18 protein-coding genes are annotated in these 21,909 nt (G+C 32.7%); 8 read left to right on the forward strand and 10 right to left on the reverse strand.

Features of this window, described 5'->3' with window-relative positions; translation table 11 throughout:
• Positions 1 to 33: 33 nt before the first annotated feature.
• From ABD816_RS01855 to ABD816_RS01865, 3 genes are read right to left on the reverse strand one after another with little or no spacing between them, the layout of a single operon-like run.
• Positions 34 to 846: a M23 family metallopeptidase gene (locus ABD816_RS01855; protein WP_344924199.1), complete on the reverse strand. Its 813-nt coding sequence runs from the start codon at positions 844 to 846 to the stop codon at positions 34 to 36.
• Positions 847 to 894: 48 nt separating this feature from the next.
• On the reverse strand, positions 895 to 1,908 hold the full coding sequence (locus ABD816_RS01860; protein WP_344924201.1) for a glycosyltransferase family 2 protein: 1,014 nt from the start codon (positions 1,906 to 1,908) through the stop codon (positions 895 to 897).
• Between the two features lie 12 nt (positions 1,909 to 1,920).
• Positions 1,921 to 2,913, reverse strand: coding sequence for an NAD-dependent epimerase/dehydratase family protein (locus ABD816_RS01865; RefSeq protein WP_344924203.1), 993 nt, complete (start codon positions 2,911 to 2,913; stop codon positions 1,921 to 1,923).
• A gap of 288 nt (positions 2,914 to 3,201) precedes the next feature.
• Here ABD816_RS01865 and ABD816_RS01870 point away from each other — a divergent pair, with 288 nt between their 5' ends.
• The 5 genes from ABD816_RS01870 (at position 3,202) to ABD816_RS01890 (ending at position 8,760) form a co-directional block, all read left to right on the forward strand.
• A complete protein-coding gene (locus ABD816_RS01870) occupies positions 3,202 to 3,747 on the forward strand; it encodes an RNA polymerase sigma factor (protein ID WP_344924205.1) in 546 nt (181 codons plus the stop codon).
• A gap of 100 nt (positions 3,748 to 3,847) precedes the next feature.
• Complete coding sequence (locus ABD816_RS01875; RefSeq protein ID WP_344924207.1) at positions 3,848 to 4,570, forward strand: MbnP family protein; 723 nt, start codon at positions 3,848 to 3,850, stop codon at positions 4,568 to 4,570.
• Positions 4,567 to 5,604, forward strand: a complete 1,038-nt coding sequence (locus tag ABD816_RS01880; RefSeq protein ID WP_344924209.1) for a cytochrome-c peroxidase — start codon at positions 4,567 to 4,569, stop codon at positions 5,602 to 5,604. The genes ABD816_RS01875 and ABD816_RS01880 overlap by 4 nt, the downstream gene beginning before the upstream one ends.
• A gap of 106 nt (positions 5,605 to 5,710) precedes the next feature.
• Positions 5,711 to 7,360, forward strand: a complete 1,650-nt coding sequence (locus ABD816_RS01885; protein ID WP_344924210.1) for an aryl-sulfate sulfotransferase — start codon at positions 5,711 to 5,713, stop codon at positions 7,358 to 7,360.
• Positions 7,361 to 7,377: 17 nt separating this feature from the next.
• Positions 7,378 to 8,760, forward strand: coding sequence for a T9SS type A sorting domain-containing protein (locus ABD816_RS01890; RefSeq protein ID WP_344924212.1), 1,383 nt, complete (start codon positions 7,378 to 7,380; stop codon positions 8,758 to 8,760).
• Positions 8,761 to 8,835: 75 nt separating this feature from the next.
• Here the strand turns inward: ABD816_RS01890 and ABD816_RS01895 are convergent, their stop codons facing one another.
• From ABD816_RS01895 to ABD816_RS01915, 5 genes are all read right to left on the reverse strand, one after another.
• Entirely contained in the window at positions 8,836 to 9,600 is a 765-nt protein-coding gene (locus ABD816_RS01895) for a YHYH protein (protein ID WP_344924214.1), read from the reverse strand.
• Positions 9,601 to 9,937: 337 nt separating this feature from the next.
• Positions 9,938 to 11,698 (reverse strand): TonB-dependent receptor, encoded by a 1,761-nt coding sequence (locus ABD816_RS01900; RefSeq protein WP_344924216.1) that lies wholly within the window; start codon positions 11,696 to 11,698, stop codon positions 9,938 to 9,940.
• A gap of 55 nt (positions 11,699 to 11,753) precedes the next feature.
• On the reverse strand, positions 11,754 to 14,771 hold the full coding sequence (locus ABD816_RS01905; RefSeq protein ID WP_344924218.1) for a tetratricopeptide repeat protein: 3,018 nt from the start codon (positions 14,769 to 14,771) through the stop codon (positions 11,754 to 11,756).
• 189 nt (positions 14,772 to 14,960) lie between these two features.
• Entirely contained in the window at positions 14,961 to 15,884 is a 924-nt protein-coding gene (locus ABD816_RS01910; RefSeq protein WP_344924220.1) for a hypothetical protein, read from the reverse strand.
• Positions 15,885 to 15,886: 2 nt separating this feature from the next.
• Positions 15,887 to 17,302, reverse strand: coding sequence for an MBOAT family O-acyltransferase (locus ABD816_RS01915; RefSeq protein WP_344924222.1), 1,416 nt, complete (start codon positions 17,300 to 17,302; stop codon positions 15,887 to 15,889).
• Between the two features lie 127 nt (positions 17,303 to 17,429).
• Here ABD816_RS01915 and ABD816_RS01920 point away from each other — a divergent pair, with 127 nt between their 5' ends.
• Entirely contained in the window at positions 17,430 to 18,113 is a 684-nt protein-coding gene (locus ABD816_RS01920) for a cell division ATP-binding protein FtsE (RefSeq protein ID WP_344924224.1), read from the forward strand.
• A gap of 364 nt (positions 18,114 to 18,477) precedes the next feature.
• On the opposite strand, the gene ABD816_RS01925 is transcribed toward ABD816_RS01920, so the two are convergent.
• Positions 18,478 to 19,299 (reverse strand): 2OG-Fe(II) oxygenase, encoded by an 822-nt coding sequence (locus ABD816_RS01925; RefSeq protein WP_344924226.1) that lies wholly within the window; start codon positions 19,297 to 19,299, stop codon positions 18,478 to 18,480.
• Between the two features lie 58 nt (positions 19,300 to 19,357).
• On the opposite strand from ABD816_RS01925, the gene ABD816_RS01930 reads away from it, so the two are divergent.
• Both ABD816_RS01930 and ABD816_RS01935 read left to right on the forward strand, forming a co-directional pair.
• Positions 19,358 to 20,236 (forward strand): glycosyltransferase family 2 protein, encoded by an 879-nt coding sequence (locus tag ABD816_RS01930; RefSeq protein WP_344924228.1) that lies wholly within the window; start codon positions 19,358 to 19,360, stop codon positions 20,234 to 20,236.
• The gene (locus ABD816_RS01935; RefSeq protein WP_344924229.1) at positions 20,236 to 21,186 is read left to right on the forward strand and encodes a glycosyltransferase family 2 protein; all 951 of its coding nucleotides are present in this window, start codon (positions 20,236 to 20,238) and stop codon (positions 21,184 to 21,186) included. The genes ABD816_RS01930 and ABD816_RS01935 overlap by 1 nt, the downstream gene beginning before the upstream one ends.
• On the opposite strand, the gene ABD816_RS01940 is transcribed toward ABD816_RS01935, so the two are convergent.
• Positions 21,169 to 21,612, reverse strand: a complete 444-nt coding sequence (locus ABD816_RS01940) for a sugar 3,4-ketoisomerase (protein ID WP_344924231.1) — start codon at positions 21,610 to 21,612, stop codon at positions 21,169 to 21,171. The two genes, ABD816_RS01935 and ABD816_RS01940, sit on opposite strands and share 18 nt — an antisense overlap.
• Between the last annotated feature and the right edge of the window lie 297 nt (positions 21,613 to 21,909).

Genomic DNA, 21,909 nt, shown 5'->3' on the forward strand with positions numbered 1-21,909 from the left:
CGCGCCACACTCTTACATTTTTCTTTACTCTTATTAATACCCTTTGGTATATGCTACTTTCTCTTGTAACTGAATTGGACCTTCGATATTACCTATTAAAAATTTTGTAGGTAACGTTTCTCTAGTTTTAAGTCGTTGTATAAAAACAATAAAATGTAGATGTGGACCTGTAGACCATCCTACATTACCACTATATCCTATAAGCTGACCCTGTTGTATGTGATCTCCTGGTTTGACGATAGATCCATTTTTTTTAAGATGAGTATATTCTGCAAAAGTTCCATCACTATGATGTATCAATATGTAATTATTAAACTTAGCGCAATCCGCAGAAGTACAGGTTTTATTATATCCTTCTTCTATCAAAACTACTACTCCATCTCTCGATGCATATATCTCTGTACCTATGGGCATTCTAAAATCTAATGCATATTCGTCTTTATGAGAAATAGCTCCATTATACCCCTGTGTCACCGTGAATGTTTCTCCTTTTTTAAATGGTAAATGATATGCATACTCTTTATCATATTTTTTTTGTAGATGGTTACCATGGTTATATCTAATGCTATATCCTATTTTAATCCCTTTTCTTTTATTAAGAATAGAAAGATCAGCAATATGGAATTTATCTGTTTGCGCTGGTATCACCAAAATTTTTTGATCACCAATATTAGAAGCTAAATTTTCAGTTTCAAAAGTAATTTCCATAGAAACCGGACTGTACTCGCCATTATCAGCTAATATGGCATAACCATTCTCTATCTCTTCATAATAAACTTTAAAATTTTCTTGTGCAAACGTGTAAACTGACAACATACTCATTATCAAAAAAGTATTAAGCTTCATAGATCTATATTTAGAATATTATCTTTTCAAAAACCATACCGATGTCTCCTACGCAAAAAACCAAAAATCTGTAACAGGCTTTTTGTTCCAGGAGCTTAATAAATCATTTATTTCTATTTTACCATCGGGAGAACTCACAACAACCATAATCTGGGGATGATCCAGCATTGGGATATCATTACAATGCTGGATTCTCACGTCATAAATATCTTTTCCTATTTTTTTTTGATTATCACATACCCAATGAAACGTATCGTCATACGATTGTAATAGCTTAGCCATATGCTTACCGTTTCTTCCTGCTCCCCACAATACTAATGGTCTGCTTCGGTCACGATCCAATTCATAGAAAAAGCGAAGTTTTAAATCAAAATAGCGATTATCCTTATATTCATCCCAAGTTCGCGAGATTCTATTAGAGCGATCTCTCCAATGATGCATGACTTTATCAATCCCTACGACATGGAGCCCCTTTCTATAAAATCGAAAACAAAGATCATAATCTTCTGGATAAACGATCGGATCAAAAGCGCCTACACTATCAAAATCTTCTTTATGAATAATCCAACAATGAGAAGGAATCACACATTCTTTGTAAATTTCCTGATAGTGTGTGCTTGTTTTAGCTACTTTATTTAGCCATCTCTCATATTTAAGAAATCCGTCACCTACTTCTCCCTCATCTACAAAATGTTCTGTTCCTCCAGCTATCACCGTGCCTTTACCATACTTCTGCCAATTGGTTACTAATACTTCTAGCTTATCAACAGGCATTTTATCATCAGAATCCATTCTATTGATTAATGTTCCTTTAGTTTGAGCATAACCTACCTGTAGGGTAGGAATCAATTTTGGTCTATCACTATTATAAAACCGGATGCGATGATCTTTTGTAGCATACTCTTGTAAGATAAGGTCACTCCCATCAGAAGAATGATCATTAACAGCAATTAATTCCCAATTAGAATAGGTCTGCGAGATAATAGATTCTATACATTCGGGTAAGTAGATAGCTGTATCTTTTACCGCCATAATGATCGTTACCAGTGGTTGATTATTCATTAAATATTTTATTTATTTCCAAGAAGGTGGAAGATTTTTTGTAATTTCTATATGCTTAAACTTTTTACTGGAATGAGCACCGTTTTCTTTTACCCACCTTGCCATCTCAGTAAGTCCTTTTACTAACGGTGTGTAGGTGTCTGGATGAAAAATAGTTTCAAATCGAGTATGATCTGCATATGCGTGCGTTACTTCATCTCTTTTATCTAACGTCTGAATATTTGGTTTTGCATCCATGGCTTTGCTAACAGCCATGGCAAGTTCCTTTACACTGTATACGGTATCATCACCTACATTAAAAATTTGATTATACGCATCTGGTATATCCGTTGCATTAGCAATATAAGGGGCTACGTCATCAATATAAGTAAATGCTCTGGTCTGGCTACCATCTCCAAAAATTGTTAATGGTTTGTTTTTTAAAATCTGATTCATAAAGATTCCCACTACATTCCTGTAGTTATCACCAATATTCTGATAGATCCCATAGACATTATGTGGTCTGAATATAATTGAATTAAGTCCAAACATTTTCTTTGCATTTATTAAATCCATTTCTACCGCATACTTAGCAATCCCATAGGGATCTTCTGGCTTAGGATACTGGGATTCTTTTAGAGGTAATGTATTAGTACCATAGACAGCTATAGAAGAAGTAAATACAAAACACTTTATCTCATGATTCACTGCGGCATTAATTAGATTAATACTACCAATAACGTTGTTTTCATAATTAAATCTGCGGATAAAATGACTCAAACCTTCCGCAGCATAAGCAGCTAGATGATACACATAGGTAAATGCATATTTTTTGAATATTTCTTGAACCAATGTCGTATCAGTAATAGAACCAATACAGATTATCGCCCTTAGGTCTATATTGCTCTGCACACCCCCAGACAAGTCGTCCAACACAACCACCTTATGACCTTTATCTAATAAATATCGAACTACATGAGAACCTATAAACCCAGCTCCTCCTGTGACAAGTGATGTAATTTTCATATAGCAAACCTACATAAAATTCTAATAATCTTATTTTCTAAAACCAAGTTACTAATACCCCGTATAAGTATTGACTCATTTTTATAAAACCCTTAATAATTGTATGTTGATTCTTAATCACCTAAGTCGAATTAACAGATTTAAAAGATCATTTCACGTATACTTTTCTCACATTCACTTAAAATAAAATTTAATTATTTGCTTTTTGGTTAATTTAACGGAGCAACTCATAAAATTAAGCTAACTATAAACATTTAGTTTATAAAAAGTTTTTATTAAACCTCATCTATGTGCTTTCAGGAAATCTATAAACAATATCGTAGTTTGGTGTTCACTATATCTTTTCAATACTGTCAAAACAAAGAAGATGCTGAAGAAATAATGCAAGATGTATTCATCAGTGTATATGAAAATTTTGATTCATTCAATAGTAAATCAAGCATTAAAACATGGATTTATAGAATTACTGTGAATCAAGCTCTGGATTTTATAAAGGCAAAAAAAAGGAACAAACGCAGTTTCTTTTTTTCGGCAGTATGTATTGATACACCTCATCAAAACATTTCATCTCCCATTTATGAAAAACCTGATAAATTGTTGGAAGAAAAAGAAAGTATCGCTCGTATTTATAAAGGTGTTCATCAATTACCTGAAAATCAAAAAAAGGTGATTTTATTATTAAAAATTGAGCAAAATACGCAAGATGAGACGGCTAAAATAATGAATAAATCTACTAAATCCATAGAATCTCTATATCAGCGAGCGAAAAAAAATTTACAATATCTTTTGGAGCAAAATGAAGAAAAATCTGTATTATACGGTTCAGTTATTTAATAAATTGTCATCTATTACGTTTCTTATAGACATATCAATAGCCACTAAAAAATCAAAATTACAAATTGAAAAAAGCGCTTGATTATATAAAAGTAAATTTATGAAACTCTTTCCAACCTTTAGTAATTTTATAAAAAAAGTATCTTTTATACATGTAATCTTAGTGACTATATTACTATTATCTTGTTCTGCATTTGCCCAAAAGACAATATCACTTGTTCCTCTTTTTAACCAAAAGGCTTTGAAGCTAGATTTATATTATTTAATGGATAATAAAATTGATAGTATACAATTTCGAACAATAAAATTTTATATGTCTAACATTACCCTATTACAAGATTCTGCAGAAGTTCATACATTAGAGAAACAACATGTATTAGTCGACTTAGCAAATAATAAATCCCAGATCATAGATATTGATATAGAAAATGAAATATCCTATAATAAGATTCAATTTGATTTAGGAATAGACCCGATTACCAGTGAATCAGGTGTATTTGGAGGTGATCTGGATCCTACAAACGGTATGTATTGGACATGGCAAAGTGGTTATATCAATTTTAAAATTGAAGGAAACAGTACCACTTGTCCAACACAAAACCACGAATTTCAGTTTCATATCGGTGGTTATCAGGAACCATATAATACGAGCAGAATTATAACATTACCTTTACAACAGAAAGAAAATATTGTCATACAACTAGAACTCAGCACACTTTTTAGTCAAATTAATTTTTCAGAAACCTCTAGCATCATGAGCCCAAATCAGAAAGCGATGAAAATGGCGGACAAATTGACCACTATATTTAGAACCACACTATGAAAACAAAACTTATAGTCATAGGTATCTTAAGTTTATGCTCTGTAGGTTTCTATACTATAAAATCAGATTTTTTTAAATATCCCAAATATTTTCCCGTTCCTGAATATGATTTTACCAAAAACCCGATTTCAAAAAACAAAATAATCCTGGGAAACGCTTTATTTTATGATCCCATTTTATCAAAAGATAATACAATATCTTGTGCCTCTTGTCACTCTCCATATAATGCATTTGCCCACACTGACCATAAGGTAAGCCATGGAATCCAAGATCAAATTGGAACACGTAATGCTCCTGCACTCTTCAATCTTGCCTGGCAAAAATCATTCATGTGGGATGGCGCTATTAAGCACTTAGATATGCAAGCACTAGCTCCTATTAGTGATGCTACAGAAATGGGAGAAAACATACAGCATGTTGTTCATAAATTAAAGCAAAGTAACATATACCCAAAACTATTTCAGGCAGCTTATGGTGATCGTAATATTACGGGAGAACGTATTCTAAAAGCCCTGTCACAATTTCAACTCTCACTGATATCTGCTAACTCTAAATATGACAAAGTAATACAAGGAAAAGAAAAATTTACGAATCAGGAAAATACAGGATATTCTATATTCAAAAATAAGTGTAATTCCTGTCATGCAGAACCTATGTTTACTAATTATGGTTTTGCCAATAACGGAATTGCAGTAGATACCATCTTTAATGATTATGGAAGATGGATGGTAACAAAACAGAGTAAAGACAGTTTGGCGTTTAAAATCCCAACCTTACGCAACCTTAGATTTTCACCACCCTATATGCATGATGGACGTTTTAAGAAATTAAATCAGGTATTAAATCACTATACCAGTGAAAAAAATCAAAGTAAAACGCTGGCTGCTGAATTAAAAAAACCATTACAACTCACAGCTAATGAAAAAGTAGATCTGATTGCTTTTTTACGAACATTAAATGATGAGGATTTTATATTTGATCCAAAAAATAAATTCCCTAGAAATATTCTGTTAACTACCAAAACCAAAAACTAACAAAACTTTTCAATAGCTATAATTTATTTGATGTCAAATTAAACCTTTTCATATTTTCTGAGTCACAAGATCATCACAACACCCAAATCAACTTAAAACTCAAATTATGAAACAATTGATCCTATATGCTATTTTTCTGTCAATAGCACTTAACCAATTGTATCCACAAACAACAATTGGTCTTACCCAGAACGATACAGGAACATTAAACGATGGCTATGTATTATTCGCTCCCATAGGGCAAACCGATACTTATTTAATAAATACATGCGGAGAACAAGTAAAAACCTGGCCCAGTTCGTATCGACCCGGGCAATCTTGTTATATACTACCAGATGGCAATTTATTACGAACAGGAAATACTAATAACACTACATTTAATGCTGGTGGAAAAGGAGGTATCATTGAAAAAATTGATTGGAATGGAAACGTTATCTGGAGTTATGAAATTTCTGACGCTACCCAATGCCAACATCATGATATAGAAGCTTTACCTAATGGAAATATTTTGGTCATTGCCTGGGATTCTAAAACGAATACAGAAGCAATTGCTCAGGGAAGAGATCCTTCCTTAGTACCAGAAACTGTATGGAGTGAGAAAGTTTTAGAGATTGAACCTGTAGGAACAGATGGAGGAACTATTGTTTGGCAATGGAATCTATGGGATCATATCGTTCAGGAATATGATAATACAAAACCTAATTTTGGAGTTGTAAATACTAACCCTCAATTGATTGATCTAAATTATGGAGGAAGTGCCACTAATTCTGATTGGATTCACTTAAATTCCATTGATTATAATGCTGCACTGGATCAAATCGTATTAAGTTCTCATGAATTTAGTGAAATATGGATTATTGATCACAGCACCACAACTGAGCAAGCTTCAGGAAGTTCTGGCGGAAACTCTGGCAAAGGAGGTGACTTACTTTATAGATGGGGGAATCCTTTGGCATATAACCAATCCGGAGCATCTGCACAGCTATTCAGACAGCATGATGCTAGATGGATACAAGATGGGTTTCCTTATGAAAATCAAATTATAATCTTTAATAATGGAAATGGAAGACCTGGTGGCAATTATACGACAGTAGATATCATAAATCCGCCAGTGGATGGTTTTAACTATACCTCAACCCTACCTTTTTTACCTGCTTCACCATCTTATATATATAATGAAGGAAATCCAAACAATCTTTATTCACAAAATATTTCTGGTTCAGAACTTTTATCAAATGGAAATATTCTCATCTGTGACGGACCACAAGGAACTTTTACAGAAGTTAATTCATCAGGCACTACTGTCTGGACTTATATAAATCCTGCTGCAAACTCAGGTATAATGACTCAAGGAGAAACCCCATCAGCCAATCCCGTTTTCAGAGCTAACTTTTATCCAGACGATTATATTGGATTTGCTGGTCATACTTTAACAGCGATAGGCACCATAGAAAATACTAATTCTATATCAGACGATTGTAATGTAACATTATCAGAAGAAGAAAATATCTTCGCAGAAACTATTGCAATGTATCCAAATCCGGCTAATGACTTCATATATATTACCAATAGTAATGCTGGTATAAGAAATATACGAATCAGTAATTCATCAGGGCAGTTATTGCATATAAAAAGTTATGCATCCACAGTAACTGAAATATCTATCCCTGTCGATCATTATACAAATGGATTATATTTTATAGAAATCTCTGATGATAAGAGTACAACAACATTTACTACAGTTATTGATCATTAATTAACAAAAAGAATCGCATGATAACCGCAAGAAAAATTATTATATCTCTATTGTTCCTAATTACTTATGGCATAAGTATGCGAGGGCAATCTAATCCGGGGATCACTTCCTGGCTTCAGAACACTACACAGATCGGAACCTATTATATAGACGGAAATAGTACTGCTATCACTAATAATCTATTGGTAAACTGTCAGAAAGTAGAATACTCTGATGATTTTGTATATATAACTACTACAGGAGTTCCCTCCTATCCTACCGGTCCATTTTTAGATGGTAATGGTACTCAGGCATCTGATCAAGAAGCGATTTATCAAATCCCGTTAAATCCAACTCAAAATACAGGAACTCCCATTAGTACTACAGGCGGTAATATTGGTGTTTTTATTAATGGTGTATCCCTTTTTGATTTTAGAGATGGAGTTGCCTGGAATTCTACTACGCAATCTCTATGTGGAGGCCCGGGAAATAGTCCGTGTCCGGGTGGTTTTAATGGATCTGATTGGGGTAGGGATGCTATATTAGCAGAAAAAGAAGGTTTTGATTGTTCTAAAGGACATCCCGCAATGGGTAATTATCATCATCATCAAAATCCATCTGCCTTTAAACTTGATAAAGAAGTAGTTTCTGACATTTGTAACTTATACGATGCAGATGGATTATACGCTATTAATGAGAATCAACACTCCCCATTAATTGGATTTGCCTACGATGGATTTCCTATATATGGAGCCTATGGATATCAGAATGCTGACGGTAGTGGAGGCGTTGTTAGAATGAAATCAGGGTATCAGTTACGAAATATTACAACCAGAACAACTCACGCAGACGGAACAGATGTAAACGATGGGCCCGATGTAGATGAGACTTACTTTTTAGGATATTTTAGAGAAGATTATGAATGGATCGATGGAGGAACAGATGATTTTCTGGATGAACATAATGGTCGGATTTGTGTAACGCCAGAATACCCTGAAGGCACTTATGCCTATTTTGCTACCGTAGATGAAAATTGGAATTCAGCATATCCGTATGCAATAGGACCCACGTATTATGGTACGGGAGAAAATAGAAAAGTAGATGCAATTACCGAATCTACAACGGTATATGATGCAACACTGGATGTTACTTCTTTTGATTTAAAAAACTCCAACATATCTATTTTTCCTAATCCGGCTGCAGATTTAATAGCAATCCAAATGAATGGCTTACTTCAAGAAAACGTAGAAGTGGTATTATGTGATATGAGCGGAAAGCAATTGAAAAAGAAAGAAATCAATAAAGGGCAGACAATTGCATATTTTGATATCGAAACATTATACGAAGGTACATATCTAATTAGTATTTCTGATAATAGTTCTAAAAAATCACTGACGTCAAAAGTGATTATAAAAAGATAAAAACAAATAGTAGAAATAAAAAGCTGCCTAAAAACTACTTGTAGGCAGCTAAACAAAAATTATGAAATTACTCTATTAATTAATTGAACTTGGATCTCCTTGATAGGGACCTACAAAAACTATGTACCTACCAGTGGTTGAATACAGTTCATTAATAATATGATAATGGTATTCTGCTTCATTAGTATGTTGGGTTGTACTTGTATGACCTCCCGAAGCATCTAAATCGTTAGGATATGTTCCTGTAGCATTACACTTTCTACCATAAATAAAAAAACCATCCGCTATAATACCAACTAAATTTTCATCATCATTAGTAAATGCTAAAGGTTCTAGATGATAATGATACTCTGCGGGACCAATATGACCTCCTGTATAATCTAAACTCACAGCAGCCTCATCTAATGCTCCGTTCCCTTCTTGATCATTAAAAATTGCAGCTCCACTTACCGCAATACCAATTGCTCCTAATTGAGTTGCAGTAGTGCTACTTGCTATTTCTGGTGTAGTGGTTACCGTTAGAGAGGCAGTACCATCATATTGAGGAATTCTTGTAGGCGTCATATCCTCCTCAGTTGTTACTGTTGGAGCAATGTATTTTTCATTACCCTCTCCCCAATATGGCGTGTCATGGCTTGGATTGCCCGTCGTTTCGATGACAACATTAGAACCTTCTAAATAAATTGTAGTTTCATCAGTATCAAAATCAGCAAATGCTGCGTGTAGTTCCCCAGAAACAATATCTTCATCATCATCATTCCCATTTTCATCATTACTACAACTTATTATTATAGCTGTAATAGCCGCCATTGCAATACTTAATCTTATCAGGTTTTTCATACTTATCATAATTAAGAGGTTTATTTAATTATCATTTTTATATTAAAAGTATCTGAAAAAGCCTATAAATGCATGTTTTACAACCTGAAATAAGCAACATATGGCGTTTTTTAAGCGAATATATCTCGAAAGTCTGTGAAGTTGTTTTCTAAAAAATAAATTATATACTAAAGTATTCTCTGACATTCAGAAAATAAATATGAGAGACAAAAATAAGTAGCTTACATATATTTTTTTACCGGCATTAGATTTGCCATAGATTTATAAATCATTGATTATAAGAATTATTTCTTTCAGTTTTGAAAAAGAACTTATTTTTAGAATAAAAAAATGTATGCTAATAATTAAATTTATATGTTAAACCTCCTAAAACCTGTATTCCCTGTACCGGATAATTTGTCCAACGCTCATAGTTTTCACCTGCAAGGTTGTTTCCTTTAACAAAAACTGATAATTTCTCATTGAATCGATACCCTATATTAATATTAGCATCAAAATAAGAATCAAGTGTTAGAGAAGGTTCTGAAGCGGGTGGCGTAAATAAAACAGAAGTATCAACATCTCTTCGCTCTCCAACAAAAAATAACTGTGCGCCCGCAAACCACTGCTCAGTAATTTGATAATCGGTAATGATAGAAGCTTTTATTTCAGGTAAATTCCAGGCGGCTTCTTCATTATCCGTGCTGTAATTAAAATATTCAGCGGTAGCGCCTAAAGTAAATTTTTTGGTGATACTAAAATTTAGTTCTCCATATGCACTTATTGTATTGATATCATCATATCGATATGAAAATGAATTCTGGAAGTCATACCCTTCTAATTGCGGTAGAGATTCGTCATTATGAACTAATACTGCTTTATTCTTTTCTGAACGAAGACTCCCTCTAAAATTATAGCTTACCATATCATATACTTTTCCTTTTAAGCCAACATAGGTGTCAAATTGATTATCGGTAGGTCTGATTTCTAATGTTGGGGATACATATGGATTTATTTGTACCGCATCCCGATACGTATTTTGTTTCAACCCTCCTTCTAAACCTCCGTAGGCAATTACATTCTCTCCCAGCAAACGATACGATGCAGTCACATTAGGATAGATATGAAAACTATTATTTTCTCTCTGACTATCTACACTATAGACAATTTCTGCTCCTAAATTTAATGTTAGATTATCTCTTAATACTAATAAATTAGGCTGAATCCCCATATTTAATATTTTATAATCATTAAGAACTCCTGCTTGAAGTTCTCTTTCAAAACCACCACCCAGATAATCAATATTAATATTGGTGGTTACGATCTCATCTGCTATATTGAATTCTAAAGTTGGAGTTGCTATGAATCTATTTTCTCTAGAACCCAATGCATCACCAAAATATCGATAACTGACTACCACCTTATTAAAATACTTATCCTTAAACTCAAATTTACCTCCTAATTTACCACCAAAATAATTCTGTTGTGGATCAATACCCTCTAATTGTTCTTCAGTTAAAACAGGAATATCAGGTAGCCCATACCAATTATATAATTGATGTTCTGCACCAACTTCGATTCCGTAGACAAAATCCTTTGTCCGTGAGGTATAATTAAGATCTAAAAAGGTATTATAAAACTTATCATCCAATACAACATCTTCAATTCCTCCCTGAGATGAATTATGATGTAGATATAAACCTACATTATCAGTTCTGTTTAATTGAAAATTACTATAAAATTCTGCGAGAACAGAAGTAAAATTACCTACTCCTAACGTAGCATAATTATCATACAAAGGAATCTGTTGTGGTTTGTCAATATTTTCTGCTTTCCCTTTTGCCGGCGTAAAAGTAGAGGCAACCGGTACTGAAAAAATACTATATCGAATTTGCTTTTTTTTCTGAGTTACAGAATCGTTTAAGACCGGAGTGGATTTTACCTTAAAAGCGTCACTGATAGTAGGTGTATAAGCTTTAACGATAACTACACGTTCTGTTTCTAATGTTTGTTCATCATCATCCTGCGCAATCGCTCCACAATGAAGACCAAATACTATGATAACAAAAAGTCCAAAAGTAGACCTAACAGGTTTTAAAATACTTAAAAAAAGTATCATTATATTTTTACAATATCCAGACATATAAGACAATTGATTTACTAAATTTATGTTATTATTCAGGTTGGATGGATGAGTTTGTTTTAGCCTCTTCTGCTTTGATACTTTTAAGCTCAGCTCTTGCTTCTTTTATGACCTCAGGAAAATCGGTAAAATTTTTAATTACACTTTCTAAAATATAAGTAGCTTGATAAGCATCTCCTAGACCGTAAAAGTTTTTTGCCATTAATACAAGTCCCTTTGCCCCATACAACTTATAGCCTGAATATTCTTTGGATAATTTCTGAACGGACTCATTAGAAACTTTATAAGAACCTTCCTTATGTGCAAAGTAGGCATCATAATACAACGCTTCTGCTGCTAGTTCTCCGGTAGCGATTTTACTTACCTCAGTGTAAGCACGTTTTGCTCTGGCTTCATCTTGTGTTTGTAATGCTGCTCTGGCAATAAAAATCTGAGCATCACTCTTAACATCATTCTGTATTTTTGAGTTTTCTAACACTTTTTCTGCATACTGTATAGTTTGCTCGTAGTGTACCAATTGATAATGTGATTTCATCAAATTGGATTGTGCAAAAATAATATTTTGAGGAAAATCCGCGTCTTTCTCTAATCGTTCCAGTACAGGAATGGCCTCTGTGTATTGACGATTTTCGAGATATACCTGTGATAATCTTGCCAGTGCTTGTTCTGTAAACTCTGTTCGTTCATTTTGCAATACGTATTGATAATGAGGAATTGTTGCTTTTTTATCTCCTTTTTGATAGTATAGTTGTCCTAAATAAAAATGACTTTGTAAGGCATGTAGACCATTAGGAAATTCATCAAGATATTTCTGAAAACTATTGATAGCTGCAGATGAATTATTCTCTAAAAATTGTTTTTCTGCTGCTTCATAAGATGTATTATCTAAGTCTGCATCGGTAACATCTACAAAACTTAACCCTTTTACCCAATTAGCATATTTGTCAGTTCTTCCTAGATCCACATAAATCAGTCTTGCTGTATTCACTGCCTGGATAGATTCATCTGTACCAGGATACTCAGCAACTACTTCTTTAAATTTACTTAACGCCCTATCACCTTGATTACCGTTATAATAAACTAGCCCTTGTTTTAATAATGCTTTGGGCACATAGGAGCTCCTGGGTAATTCTTTCGTCAACCGATCATAAGATGCAATCCCTCGTTGTATATTATTCTCTGCTATATACGTATCCCCTAAGGCAAACATTGCGTCGTCACGATAGGTAGATTTTAGATATTGTTTTAAAAACAATTCAAGATCACTAATTTTCTTATCATTTTTTTTGACAAAACCATAGCTAATTGCTTTCTGATAATGCGCATAATCAGCATCTGCTCCTCCTCTCTGGATGGCTTTGTTATATGCTTCCATCGCCGGCCAATAATTACTTGAAATAAAATAACTATCTCCCAGCCTGAGATAACTATCGGTCAATCTCACCTCCTCTTCTGTAGCATTTTGTTTTATATATGCCTCAAAGGCATCAGATGCTTGTTTATATTGTTTTAATTTAAAATAAGTATATCCCAGGTTATAATCAACGCCTTTATACTCTGCTGTAGATGCAGCATCTGTACTTCCTTTAAATTGTTTAAAACCAATCAAGGCTTCTTCAAAATTGTTTTGCAAATAATCACTTTCCGATTTCCAATAAATTGCTTTAGCAGTATATACTGGATCTGTCTGTTGCGCTAGCGATTTATCAAAATACACAATGGCTTCAGCATATTTACTCTCATTATAGAGCTCGATACCACGAAAGAAAGCCACTTTTTGATACACCGTTTTATTATTAAAATTACGACTTCCTTCTAATAAGTCCATCGCCTCTTTATAATTTTTAGAAGTAATATAAGAGCTAATTAACAGCTCCTCTATTTCTTCTTTAAATTCAGAATCTGGATATGCTTCCAGATAAGACAGTAATACTTGTGGTGTACTTTCATAGGAGTTTCCTATTTCATAACTCAGTTTTGCATAATTGTATGTAGCATCTTCTTTAATTTTGGCTTCAAAATCCATTTCTGAGGCATTCTTAAAAGCATTTAATGCTTGTTGCTTCTGATTGGTTTCTAAATAGGCTTCTGCTAAGTGATAATAAGCATTCTGAGCAGTGGCATTATCACCACCAATGATCTTATTAAATTCTGAAATGGCACTCGTAAAATCTCCTCCTTTGTAATAGGCATATCCTAATTGATAATAATCCGTGTTATTCCATTTACCTTTTCGACCTTTATATTCTTTTAAATAAGGAATTGCTTTATCGTACTGACCTAAGTTAAAGTAACTTTCTCCAATAATTTTATTCAGCTCTGATTTTTCTGTAGGTTTAGAATTAGGAAGTTGCACTAATCCCTCATCAATAGCTTCCTGAAATTTTCCGGATTTAAAATTCATATCACTCTGGAAATAAGATAAATTTTTATTGTATTCATCCAGATCCTTTACCTCATCAAATAGTTTATCAGCTTCTTGATAATTATCTCCTTCATATGCTATAAAACCCAGATAATACTTTGCTTTTGCACCATATTTATCAGATTCTGCTACTTCATTCAAAAATTTCTTTGCTTCATTAAACCGTTGAATTTTAAAATAAGCATATCCATTATTAAAATTAAACTTTTCTTTCTGGGATCTACTCATGTTCCCTTGATCCACCTTTTCATACCATTTACGTGCATATGCATACTTACCATTATCAAAATAATAATTAGCAACATCCAGATAGGCAGCATTACGTTTCACACTGGTGGGATATTCTACCACAAAATCCTCCATCATAGTATCCGCTCCTTTTTGATTAAGCCATACCGCACAATTGGCAATATAATAAGCACATTCTGATTCGATATTATCATCATCTACGGCATCCTTTACCTTATCAAATAAATTCTGTGCTGCCAGAAATTGTTTATTATTGTACAGTTCTAATGCTTGATTGTAACGTACTAATTCATTAGTATAAATAGCAGATTGTTGCGCAAAAATCGATGAAGACAGGAACGCAACAAAAAGCATCAAAGTGATGTATTTGTTCATATAAATACTTCTTTTTTAAAGTTTAAATTCCGACCCTAACCGGAATAGCAAATTTAATAGAATTTTAAGGCAATACCTGCATTGCCTTTCTTAAAGTAGTTGTTTATCCTGTGAAAATATTTTGCATTAATGATTTCCCTTTGTATTCCATATACTAACGAAAAAAAATATGGATAATTATACGGTTTCTTATTTTTTAAAAGTACTTATGTGTTCATTTATAATTTTTGTGTATTTTTTTGCTCCTTTATGATTTAAATGATCGGGATCATACAAATCAGCATTCTCTAATCTTTGATCTCTTCGTAAATCAATATAAGTTGTATTTGGATACTCATTAGTTAACGTTTTACAGGAGAGAGTGATTTTCTGAAGCTTCACAGGGTTCAAGGCATTAAGATAAGATGGATGAACCGGCATATCAACAAGAAATACCTTACAATTGATTTTTTCACAATATCTTATTATCGATTTAAGCCTTGCTAAGTTTTCTTCAAAGTCAACCAGAAAATCCTCATGCCTCTTTGCTGTTACTTGTGATTGGACAATAAGGTCTTCATCTGCAGATTTATTGTAATAAGTACCCCATCCATCGGCATTACAATCTATAATCGTTCCATTCTCTATATATTTCTGAAATAAAGTAAGCGATTTATCAAAACGTCGTGTTAATCCAAGACTATATTTTCTGATATCTACACTACTAATCATCGGTACATCCAACTCCATTTGCTGGTGATAAAAATATTTTCTCCAAGTATCCTCTTTCGTATTTTCTAATTGGCTTAAGCTATAATATCCTAGAGTAATAACTACATTTCTCAATGCTGGCATACTATCCACATGCTTTTCAAAAAGCAACTGATCAAAGTATAAACTCTGACTTATATTAGATATATTAAAAGCTTTTGTGCTTAAATAGTCTGGATTAATCCCAAAAAAGGCATGAGAATCTCCTAAAATCAAGGTTTCGACCTGATCATAATTTTTCTTTATCATTTCATGCTTATATGAGTAGTTTGATACGGTAGTCTGATAGAAATATTCGACACCTATAAAAACAAGAACAACCGGAACCAAAAATACACCTGTATGTTTAAGAAAGTTTTTCATCTCTAAAACTGAAAATAAATAAAGGTTTGTAAATCACCTGCATAATAAAAAACAATAAAGACTGTAAGATAATAAATGGTGTATCTGATAAATTTTGAGTGGATATATGTAATATCTAATAAATGTTCTCTATGCCGCTGCAACCATTCTACTGTCATATAACCCAATAACAAAAGTAAGACTCCTTTGTGTCCTTCGGGTAATGAAAAAAGAGTTACAGAAAAAATACGACTCACATAGCCATAAGCTTGTACACTATCTTCTGCTCTAAAGAAAACCCATGCTAACGTCACCAAACAGAAAGTAATACCAATTCCCAGAAGTTCCCAGAAGATAGATTTTTTATTCTTAAAAAAAGAAGTTGTTCCTTTCTGTATAAAAATAGTACAAATCAATGCTACTCCATGAATTAAACCCCATAGCACAAATGTTATATTAGCCCCGTGCCACAAACCGCTCACAAAAAAAACAATTAGAATATTAACTATCAATCGCATCGTTGACACTTGATTTCCACCCAATGGGATATATACATAATCCCTGAACCAAGTAGAAAGAGAAATATGCCATCGCCTCCAGAAATCCACTAAGTTTATTGATAAATAAGGAAAATTAAAATTCTTCCTGAGATCAAAACCTAACAATCTGGCAGTTCCTATTGCGATATCAGAGTATCCTGAGAAATCCCCATAAATCTGAAAACCAAAAAAGATAGCTCCACAAAATAAAGTACTACCCGAATAATCTGTATAATTGTCAAATATCTTATTGACAATCAAAGCACAGTTATCTGCAATAACCATTTTTTTAAACAACCCTCCCAGAATAAGCTGTAATCCATCAATACCCCTACTATAAGTAAACACTCTTTTTTTCTGAAATTGAGGAAGTAAATTAGTAGCTCGTTCTATGGGGCCAGCAACTAATTGAGGAAAAAAAGAGACAAATGCAAAAAATGAAATGATATCATCAGTAGGTTCCATTCTTTTCCTATATACATCAATAGTATAACTCAATGTCTGAAATGTATAGAAACTAATCCCAACTGGTAATATCCATTGCACAGAACTATAAGAAATTGGTGCACCGAATAACAAAAAAGCTTCTGCAAACGTTTCTATAAAGAAATTAAAATACTTAAACACAAAAAGTATCCCAAGATTAGCGAATAAACTAAGTCCCAAAAGCAATTTCCTATGACTATATTCAGCTTTTTTTAATCGTTTGACAATAAAAAAATCAAGTATCGAACTAAAAAAAATCAAAGATAAAAATCGCCAATCCCAAAATGAATAGAATATATAACTAACTACAACCAGAAAAATGTTTTGAGCTTTTATAGATTTGTTAAAGACAAACCAGTATAACACAAAAATGGCCGGAAAGAATAACGCAAAATCAATAGTATTAAATTGCAAGAGGTAGTCATTTTATTTCTTCTGAAAAGTACTCAAAACAGCTGGCAATAAAAAAACAATTTTAATAAATACATATTAGCGTAAACTTTTTACTTTTACTAAATTAATAAAATTAGAATACTATATTATGTCCAATTCGGTTCTAAACCTTAAAGATGCGTCTATTTATCAACGTGATAACCTCATTCTCTCTCATGTGAATGTAGAAGTCAATAAAGGAGATTTTGTGTATCTCATTGGTAAAACCGGTACCGGAAAGAGTAGTTTTATGAAAACACTCTACGGAGATATCCCATTAATAGAAGGAGAGGGAAGTATTGTCGACTTTGACCTTACTACTTTAAAAGAAAACCAAATTCCATTTTTAAGAAGAAAATTAGGAATCGTTTTTCAGGATTTTAAATTACTTAACGACCGAACGGTGAAGGATAATCTGATTTTTGTACTGAAAGCTACAGGTTGGGCAGATCAAAAAGCTATGGAAAGTAAAATTGAATCTGTTCTGGATAAGGTAGGGATGAAAACCAAAGATTTTAAATATCCGTATCAATTATCAGGAGGTGAGCAGCAGCGTATTGCAATCGCAAGAGCACTCCTTAATGACCCTGAACTAATTCTCGCAGACGAGCCTACCGGAAATCTGGATCCACAAACATCTGTAGAGGTCATGGAAGTATTACAAGATATTAATAAGAATGGAAATACAATTCTAATGGCAACACATGATTATGCTTTATTACTTAAATATCCTTCAAAAACTTTAAAATGTGAAGGCAACAAAGTTTTTGAGGTTGTACAAAGAAAAGGATAAGTACTGCATGAAAGCATAAAAGAAATTCTAAAAAAATAACACCAAAACATTTCTATATATTCCCAAAGAATTAATTAAAATTCCTTTCGTCTGATCATTTTGGGACGAAAAACATCAGTGTAATACCTGTAAGTAATATTAAAGCAATTTTATAGAGACTCCAACTCAGAAACAATTATGCCCTATTGCGATAGTCTATACAGAACAAGATGATTATATGATGTATGAACAACTAAATACAGATTAACCCGAAAGATTTGATATTCAGCAAACCTATATTAAATTTAGAAAAAAAGAAAAATGCAATAAAACGTTTTCACCTACAATTTTAATTTAGATCGACCCTTAACTTTCATTAAGACTTTTACTTTTTATAGACATGTGGATTCTCTCGAATGCCGTTTTTGAATAATTTTCTTACCCCCATTCGCACTGATGAATCTAATTGCAATAATTTGTCCGTAAAAAACTGTCCGGGACGCCCTCTGAATGTAGTAACATGAAAAGATTTCTCATTACTCACTGGCTGATCAGAAAAATAGTAGTTAGAAATACAACATCTAACACCATCAGTGTTTACTTTACTAACAGAATGCCACGATTTTTTATGGGTAGCCATTACGGCAAGCCTATTAAATTTTGCATCTATTACTGTTGCTTCCCCTTTTAATCCGTCTGGCCAAATTTCTAAATTACCTCCATGTTCCGGATTCCAATCTGGTGTAACATAATATAAAAGATTTAACACACGCCACAACGCCCTGTCTTTATCATGAGAGTTATCAAGATGAGGGTTCAGATAATTTCCTTTTCCCATCATAGAAATACCACCAGCATATAAGTTACTATCAGGTTGTATAGCATCATATCCACATATATCAGAGATTAGGTTAACCACTCTTACATCCTGAAAAGCAAAAATTATTTCTTCTAATAATGGGTTGTACTTGTCCATTTGGGCAGCAACATACTTATACTCTCTTATGCTTTTTTTAACATTTACATCTTTAGTTTCAGGAAAACTTTTATAAATACGTGTCGCAATGTCATCTGGTAATAAATCATCTATATAAAAGCATCCTACCCCAGAACTCGTAAGATCAAAGTGCTTTTTTAATGCATCTTCATTATCTTTGAGCCTATTATATATGAAATCGGCAATGTGGTCTCTGTACAAGTGCTTCATGTATCTTTCATAAATTTATCATAAAAATAATTATAAATTCTTAGTAATACGCCTATTCATGTTATCTATTTTGATTCCGGTTTATAATTATAACATTTTTTCAATGGTTTCTCAGATCCATAACCAAGTATCTGATTGTCATATCACTTTTGAAATAAGAGTGTATGATGATGGTTCAAAACAGTTTAGTGTCAAAAATAATGCTATTAGTAATTTATCAAATACTACTTATAAAGAGTTACCAAATAATATAGGTAGAAGTGCTATTAGAAATTTACTAGCCGCAGAAGCTAAGTATGATTTATTACTCTTTATCGATGCAGGTACTGTTCCTAAAAGTGATAACTTTATTAAGGATTATCTTGATCATCCAGAGTATTCTGTAGTTTCTGGTGGTATGACTTATCTAAGTAAACCTCCCAAAAAACCATTTACCTTACGCTGGGCTTATACTAAAAAAAGAGAATCCAGTATTCAGAAACCTTCTCATACACAACCTGTTATTTGTTCTTCTAATTTCCTGATACAGAAAGAAATTTTCAAGCGCAATCCGTTTGATGAGTCTTTGAAAAAATATGGTTGTGAAGACGTACTTTTTTTTGATGGAATTACTAAAAAAGGAATCCCAATTAAACACATTAACAATCCCGTCATCCATGATGCTCAGGATGATGCAACTACTTTTATAAAGAAAACAGAAACAGCTATAGAAAATTTAATCGAATTAATTGACACAAAAAAACTACCCAGAAACCGATATAAAGTCTCTAAACTATATTACAAACTGGAAAGAATACGACTGGATACTCTTATTTCACTACTTTTTAAGGCAACTAGAAATATCCTTAAAATGAACTTCAATTCTTCTTATCCATCAATTTTATGCTATGATCTATACCGTTTAGGTTACTTTTGCCTAATTAAAAATAAAAAATAGTGCCTTTTTTTTCTATCATAATTCCTTTATACAATAAGGCAAATAGTATTGCCCAAACTTTACACTCTGTAATCAATCAAAATTTCAGGGATTATGAAATCATTATTATCAATGATGGATCTACAGATCAAAGCGAAGAAGCCGTGCATTGCTTTGATGATGATAGAATACGGTATATTCTTACAGAAAATCAAGGAGTTTCTAAAGCCCGAAATCTAGGAATACAAAAAGCGAAAGGCACTCTTATTGCTTTTCTCGATGCAGATGATTATTGGTATCCTAATCACCTCGACATACTAGCTACATTGTATCAAAAATTTCCTGAGGCAGGTTTATATACAACATCTTATGAAAAAAGATTTAACTCAAAATCTACTCATATTGTTAATTTCAAAAATATTGACCCTACAGGTAAAAGATTTATGATCATTGATGATTTTTTTGATTCCAGCCTAATTGATCCTATCGCGTGGACATCGGCTTGTGCAGTACCTAAACGCATTATTGATATATTAGGCGCGTTTGACATATCTATTACGCATGGAGCTGGAGAAGATACAGATTTATGGATAAGGATTGCGCTTAGGTATAATGTCGTGTTAGCTACTTTTATAACAGCCACCTATCATCTGGATGCTACTAATAGAATTTCTAACACAAATACCTTGCAAAGGAGCTTTATAGATCTTAGTAAATTCGAAAAAGAGGAAAAACAAAATATCAGTCTTAAAAATTATCTGGATCAAAATAGATTTGCAATCTCTCTTCAATATCGCATGGCGGGCGATCACAAAACGGCAAAAAAATATAGAAAAGAAATTGACTTTATCAATCTAAATACAAAACAGAAAATATTAATACGATTGCCAAAATCATTATTACTACTAAGCAAAAAGATTCAAACCTTTTTAATACTAAAAGCAGGTATTAAACTATCTAGCTTTACGTAATTTGAATTCATTAAAATCCCGAATATAATCAGCTTCTTCAAAAACTGCTGAAGCTAATACTAAACATACAGATCCTGCTGAAAAATTTTCTAATTCCCTCCATATTCCTGATGTGATTAACAATCCTTTATTAGGTTTATTGAGTGTCACTTTTTTATGAATTTCACCATCATGGAGTATCACATCAAAGCTACCACTTACCGGAATTAAGAATTGACATAAATTAATATGTGCATGGCCTCCTCTACTGGCATCACTAGGAACATCATATAAGTAATATACCCGTTTTGTTTCAAAAGGAATTACATCATGCTCTACAACACCAATAGTACCTCTGGGATCTTTTATACTAGGAATCTCAATGATTTTACAATCTTGTAGATTGGTTTTAATTACTTTTTTTTGAGTAGAAGTACTGCTTGCCATTGTGGTTGAATATTTTATATTTTAAATGTTAACACCCTTAGAATGGTTCATTATTTATATTCGTACTGAAAAATACACATCTGTTTCTATTTTTCTTATCTTATATATCACTAAGATACTATTCTAAACTGTAACTATAGCTTTTGAATGCTTCGATTTGCAATCTACAGAAAATCATTTATATTCAAAGGGTAAACTCCGTCAAGAATACCTATAAACACTGTAATATATTGATCGTTTTACAATAATTTAGATACAAAAGCTTATAACCTTTGTTCTCATATTTTTAGAAGGGCA

The organism is Aquimarina addita, assembly GCF_039539305.1.
GTDB lineage: Bacteria > Bacteroidota > Bacteroidia > Flavobacteriales > Flavobacteriaceae > Aquimarina > Aquimarina addita.